Source organism: Lysinibacillus sp. NPDC098008, assembly GCF_044760715.1.
In the GTDB taxonomy this organism is placed as follows: Bacteria; Bacillota; Bacilli; order Bacillales_A; family Planococcaceae; genus Lysinibacillus.
Genome location: NZ_JBIWBA010000051.1, coordinates 1 through 5,825 on the forward strand (window position 1 = coordinate 1; position 5,825 = coordinate 5,825).

The 5,825-nt window shown below is 38.2% G+C and carries 5 protein-coding genes and 1 rRNA gene; 2 read left to right on the forward strand and 4 right to left on the reverse strand.

What is annotated here, in order from left to right; translation table 11 throughout:
- Positions 1-136: 136 nt before the first annotated feature.
- From ACIQVU_RS19985 to nadB, 4 genes are all read right to left on the reverse strand, one after another.
- Positions 137-553: a VOC family protein gene (locus tag ACIQVU_RS19985; RefSeq protein WP_402896990.1), complete on the reverse strand. Its 417-nt coding sequence runs from the start codon at positions 551-553 to the stop codon at positions 137-139.
- 128 nt (positions 554-681) lie between these two features.
- Positions 682-1,785 carry a quinolinate synthase NadA gene (gene nadA / locus ACIQVU_RS19990; RefSeq protein ID WP_340807089.1) on the reverse strand — a complete coding sequence of 368 codons (1,104 nt, stop codon included), beginning with the start codon at positions 1,783-1,785 and terminating at the stop codon, positions 682-684.
- The gene (nadC, locus tag ACIQVU_RS19995) at positions 1,772-2,632 is read right to left on the reverse strand and encodes a carboxylating nicotinate-nucleotide diphosphorylase (RefSeq protein ID WP_340807087.1); all 861 of its coding nucleotides are present in this window, start codon (positions 2,630-2,632) and stop codon (positions 1,772-1,774) included. Before nadC ends, nadA begins: the two co-directional genes overlap by 14 nt.
- Entirely contained in the window at positions 2,589-4,175 is a 1,587-nt protein-coding gene (nadB, locus tag ACIQVU_RS20000) for an L-aspartate oxidase (RefSeq protein WP_340807085.1), read from the reverse strand. The genes nadC and nadB overlap by 44 nt, the downstream gene beginning before the upstream one ends.
- Before the next feature lie 91 nt (positions 4,176-4,266).
- Between nadB and ACIQVU_RS20005 the strand changes: the two genes are divergently transcribed.
- Positions 4,267-5,346, forward strand: a complete 1,080-nt coding sequence (locus ACIQVU_RS20005; RefSeq protein WP_340807083.1) for a cysteine desulfurase family protein — start codon at positions 4,267-4,269, stop codon at positions 5,344-5,346.
- 386 nt (positions 5,347-5,732) lie between these two features.
- Positions 5,733-5,825, forward strand: a 5S ribosomal RNA gene (rrf, locus tag ACIQVU_RS20010); the annotation flags it as partial.

Genomic DNA, 5,825 nt, shown 5'->3' on the forward strand with positions numbered 1-5,825 from the left:
ATCTACTGCATTTTTTTGTTCAAAATAGTCGAGAGCTGGATAGCCGCCTCTACTAGACGGATAGAAGCGTGAAAGTGACGCTAAATCGACGGATATAGCATCATTAATGTTAATATGTTTTATTACATAGATTAGCTTATTCCTGATTCATTGCACTTTCATCCATATAAACTACTTCCCAAATATGTCCATCTAAATCCTGAAAGCCCCAACCATACATAAATCCATGATCTTGTGGCTCACTATATGATTTGCCACCAGAGGCTAGTGCCTTATTTACTAATTGGTCAACTTGCTGTCGATTTTCAGCAGATAGGCATAAAATTGCTTCTGCAGAAGATGTAGTATCTGTGATTTCCTTCTTAGTAAACGCTTTAAACCGTTCTTCAACCATTATTAATACAAAGATATTTTCACTAACAATCATTGATGCCGTTGTTTCATCACTAAATTGCTGATTGAATTCAAAACCTAACTCTTTAAAAAAATGGATGGATTTATTCAAATCTTTTACTGGTAAATTGATAAAAATATTTTTTGATTGAAAAGTCATTTTTTATCACCTCCAATTCGACAGTAGCATAGAGCTAAATACTATGTCAATTGGGACTGATTCCAACGATATAGGCAAATAAAAAAAGGCAGAAACATTGCTTTCACAACATTTCTGCTTTTAAAAATTTATCTTCTAGCTAGCATTCTTTCTAGGGAACTAAGTGCTTCAGCTGTCGTTTGCTCATCCACTTGGATACGATTATGTGGCTGTCCCTGTTCAATGCTTTCAAGACACCATAACAAATGTGGAAGGTCGATTCGATTCATTGTTAGGCAAGGGCAGAAGTTTTCGTTTAACGAGATAATATGTTTATCTGGATGCTGTTTAATAATACGGTTAACAAGGTTCATCTCTGTCCCTATTGCCCAAGCAGTGCCGCTTGGTGCTTGATTAATAGTATCAATAATGTATTTTGTTGAGCCTGCATCATCAGCTGCTGCTACCACTTCACGACTGCATTCAGGATGAACAATAATTCGCATATGTGGATATTGCTGACGAACTATTTCTGTATGATAAACTGTAAATCCTTCATGCACAGAACAATGCCCCTTCCATAAAATAACTTGAATATCTTCAAGAGGCTGCTCTGTTTCTAGCTTATTGCTATGTGGGTTCCACACAGCCATGTTTTCAAGGGGAATGCCTAAATCATAGGCAGTATTTCTTCCTAAATGTTGGTCAGGTAAAAAGAAAATACGTTGTTTCTGAGTAAAAGCCCATTGTACAAGTGCCTTTGCATTAGATGACGTTACACATGCACCACCATGTTTGCCTGTAAATGCTTTAATAGCAGCCGTTGAGTTTACATATGTTAATGGGATGATTGTATCACCAAAGAGCTGTTGAAGAATCGGCCATGCTTGTTCAGTTTGATAAATATCTGCCATATCCGCCATCGAACAGCCTGCTCGCATATCTGGTAAATAAACATGCTGTTGTTTTGTTGTTAGCATATCTGCAGTTTCAGCCATAAAATGAACACCGCAAAATACAATATGCTCAGCTTCTTTATTTGCTGCTGATAATTGTGCTAGCTGGAGGGAATCACCGGTTGCATCAGCAAATTGAATGACTTCATCCTTTTGATAATGATGACCTGGAATAAATAGCTTATATCCTAATTTCTTTTTGATGGCTAAAATACGAGATTCCATTTCCTTTACAGATAATGTTCGATAATGCTCAGGTAGTAATGTCGTTTGTTGTAATAAACTAGTAATAGACAATGGAATGATCTCCTTTCATTTGTACAAGTGCACTAATATCGAAGGCTTGAACGGAATGTGTTAATGAACCAAGTGAAATCCACTGAACACCTGATTGCGCATAAGCCTGTAAATTTTCCAATGTAATACCTCCTGAAGCTTCTGTTGCAATTGAGGGGGGAACAGCAGGGAGCCATGCACGTATTTCTTCGGGACTACGATTATCAAACATAATAATATCTGCCCCTGCCGTAATTGCTTCATCCAACTGTGCCTTTGTTTCAATTTCAACTTCGATTTTCACAGTATGACCGACTTTTGCACGAGCCGCTTGAACAGCTTTTGTAATGCTACCAGCAAAGGCAATATGATTATCTTTTAACATAATTGCATCATATAGACCATGACGATGATTATAAGCACCACCGATTCTTACAGCATATTTATCGAGCATACGCAAACCAGGAATCGTTTTACGTGTATCACATATTTTCGCATTGGTTCCTTTTGTTTTTTGAACAGCTTGATGGGTAGCTGTAGCAATAGCAGACATACGTTGAATAAGGTTTAAAATAACGCGCTCACCCATTAATAATTTCTGCAATGGCCCTTTAATAACAGCGAGAACATCACCAGCCTCTACTTTATCGCCATCCTGTTTATAAAGCTGGATTTCCATTGAATGATCGAGTAGAAGAAAGCCATGCTCAATAATGGGGGAGCCACAAAAAATACCTTGCTCTTTTGCATAAAAAGAAAAAGCTCCTTGTTCCTTAGCTGAAAATATAAATTCACTCGATAAATCCCCATCACCAATATCTTCATTAAAAAACTGCTTGAGCATTTCCTCGAGTTTGATGATATTCATACAAAGAGTTCCTCACTTTCATTTGTCCTTGTGAAAAAATAATCCAACGATTTGCCCACTGTGCCTCCATTTTAGGTGTATCTGTACGAATATGGGCGCCCCGTGTTTCAGTTCTTGCGATGGCAGCCTGCACCATCAATGTTGCAACAATATGCATCATCAATAATTCCAGCTCTGTTTGCTCCAACTTCTTTAAAGGAACATGGAGAAGTGATGGTAAGGAAGGCAATTGCTGTGCTAAATACTGCATATCATCCATCGTTCGAACAATGCCTAAAGATTGCATCATCTGTTGCTGTAATTGCTGTTTACTCATTAAAGGTGGTAAGGCATGAGAGTATTCATGCTGGGCAAGCATAAAATTTCTTTGATGGCAGCCTTTTTGAATAATGAATTGTGCCATTTTTTGCCCAAATGTAATACCTTCCAATAAGGAATTGCTGGCTAAACGATTCGCACCATGGACACCAGTACAAGCGACTTCACCAACTGCATATAAGTTAGTTATTGTAGTTCGTCCTTTATCATCAGCGATAACACCACCCATTAAAAAGTGACTTCCTGGTGCTACAGGGATTAACCCATTCTGTAAATCAATATGATGGTCATCACAGAGCTGCGCAATCGTTGGAAATCTCGTTCTAAAATTATTAATGCTAGCAATATCAATAAACGTTTCCTCACCAGCGGCACGCTTTTGATAAAGTGCCAATGCAGTAATATGTCTTGGCGCTAAGTCAAGCTGTTCATGTAAGCCTTTCATAATGGGCTGACGCTGTGCATCCACAAAGACACCGCCAGCGCCTCGCACAGCTTCAGAAACTAATCCTCTCGCTTTATTTTCACACCATAGCAAGCTTGGATGAAATTGCATAAATTCCATATCGCTAATGGCAGCACCTGCACGAAAGGCTAGAGCAATGCCATCTCCTGTACTTGTTGGATAATTCGATGTGCTTGCATAGAGAGCGCCTGCACCGCCTGTTGCTAGAATAATATGATGAGCAAAGTAACGCTTGTTACCGTGTTGTCCCTTTGTCAACACACCTATACAGTCACCATCTGTATTCAGTAAAAGCTCATAAGCCATTTCATAACAATGAATCTTTGTTTTAGGTGATAGCTTATGAAGCAAGTAATCAATCAAAATTTGACCAGTGCGATCACCACCTGCATGTAAAATACGATGATGGCTATGGGCTCCTTCTAAGCCTAGCGCAGGCTTCCCATTGCTATGTCGATCAATTGGTAGCCCTGCTTTTAGATAACTATCGATTATTTTCACACCATCTTTTATTAGTGCTTCTACATGCCCTTGCTCATGATGATATTCTCCTGCCTTCAATGTATCCGCAATATGATATTCAATATGATCTTTTTCACTGATAACAGCAGCAACACCGCCTTGTGCACGATAAGAGCTACTAACATGTACCTCTGACTTTGTCACAATCTCTACTTGGAAATGCTTTTCAAGCAATGTGGCGGCTTGAAGTGCAGCAATACCGCTGCCAATAATAACAACGTCTGTTATTACATCCATAGCTATACCTTCTTTACAGTTGTCTTGACACATATCTTTACATAAAATAAAGAAGAAAACAAGACCTGATCAATAAGAGAGGAAGAATACAATGATTTATATGGATTATGCGGCAACATCACCGATGACAGAAAAAGCTCTCGCTGCCTATATGGAGGTTGCACAGCGTTATTACGGCAATAGTGCAAGTTTGCATGATGTAGGAGGGCAGGCTCATTATTTTGTGGAGCAATCAAGGAAAGTGGTAGCCAATGCGCTTGGTATTCATCGTGACGGTATTATCTTTACAGGAAGCGGAACAGAGGGAAATATACTAGCTATTTTGTCCTTAGCATTAGCCTCCACAAAAGGGAAGCATATTATTTCATCACAGGCTGAGCATACTTCTGTGCATGCAGCATTAAATACATTAGAGGAGATGGGCTTTATTGTTACTAAATTACCATTACAAAAAGATGGCTGTATTGATTTACAGCAGTTACAGCAAGCCATTCGAGAGGATACAGCATTAATAACGATTCAGCATATAAATTCTGAAATTGGTGTAATTCAGCCCGTGGAAGAAATAATAGAGATAGCAAAAGCATCTCATATCTTCTGTCATATTGACTGTGTCCAATCCTTTAGAAAGCAAGTATTACCAACTGGTGCAGATGCTCTTACCATTTCGGCTCATAAAATTGGTGGACCAAAAGGCTGTGGTGCTGTTTACATAAATCCAGTAATTCGTGTTCCTGCACTAGCACCAGGCGTTACACATGAGCGAGGCTTAAGAGGAGGGACCATTGATACACCAGCAATTGTTGCTTTTGCGACAGCGATTGAAGACTATCAGTATGACTGGCAGCACTATAAGGCGTTAAGAAAATTTTTCACAAGCAACTTACCAAAAAACTGTCAGCTTATAGAATGTCATCAGCAATTACCTAGTATTTGTGGTGTGATGATGGAGAAAGTGGAAGGACAATATGTATTATTGAAGTTAAATGAAGCAGGTATCTGTATTTCTACAGGAAGTGCATGTGATATTCATAGTGAATCTGGCACAAAAGCAATTTTATCAATGGGTTATACTAGTGAGGTAGCACGACAATTTTTTAGAATATCTTTTGGCCCGTCTACAACATTTGAGGAGATTGAAACATTACAAAAGGCTCTTGTTGCTATTTAACAATGGATTATAAGATGCGTAGTGATTATCCTTTATTTTACAGATAATATCTACGAAACTGTTAATTTTCGTTGAGGGGGAACTATAGCTTCAACTAATTTATTTTGGCTGAAGTCGTTCCTCTTTCCTACAAAACATGCCTGTTTATAGTATATATTTCTATAATCAACATGCTTGATATTATAAAATAATTGTTTTCTTTTGAATTAACAATTGCTATAATGTGTTGCAGGGCAATATTTTCTCTTACTTAACAAAAATATCTTTAAAAAGTAATAATTTCTTTTTTTATAAAAAAAGTGTTGCATAATATTAAAAAACGTTATACAATAATTCTTGTCTTGAAGGACATGGTAACAGCTTCAAAACAAGATACATAGTAAAAGTCTAGTGATAATGGCAAAGAGGTCACACCCGTTCCCATCCCGAACACGGAAGTTAAGCTCTTTCGCGCCGATGGTAGTTGGGGGCTTCCCCCT

Coding starts and splice junctions, on each gene's coding strand:
- ACIQVU_RS19985 (WP_402896990.1), bottom strand. CDS start 553: ATGACTTTTCAATCAAAAAATATTTTTATCAATTTACCAGTAAAAGAT.
- ACIQVU_RS20005 (WP_340807083.1), top strand. CDS start 4,267: ATGATTTATATGGATTATGCGGCAACATCACCGATGACAGAAAAAGCT.
- nadB (WP_340807085.1), bottom strand. CDS start 4,175: ATGGATGTAATAACAGACGTTGTTATTATTGGCAGCGGTATTGCTGCA.
- nadC (WP_340807087.1), bottom strand. CDS start 2,632: ATGAATATCATCAAACTCGAGGAAATGCTCAAGCAGTTTTTTAATGAA.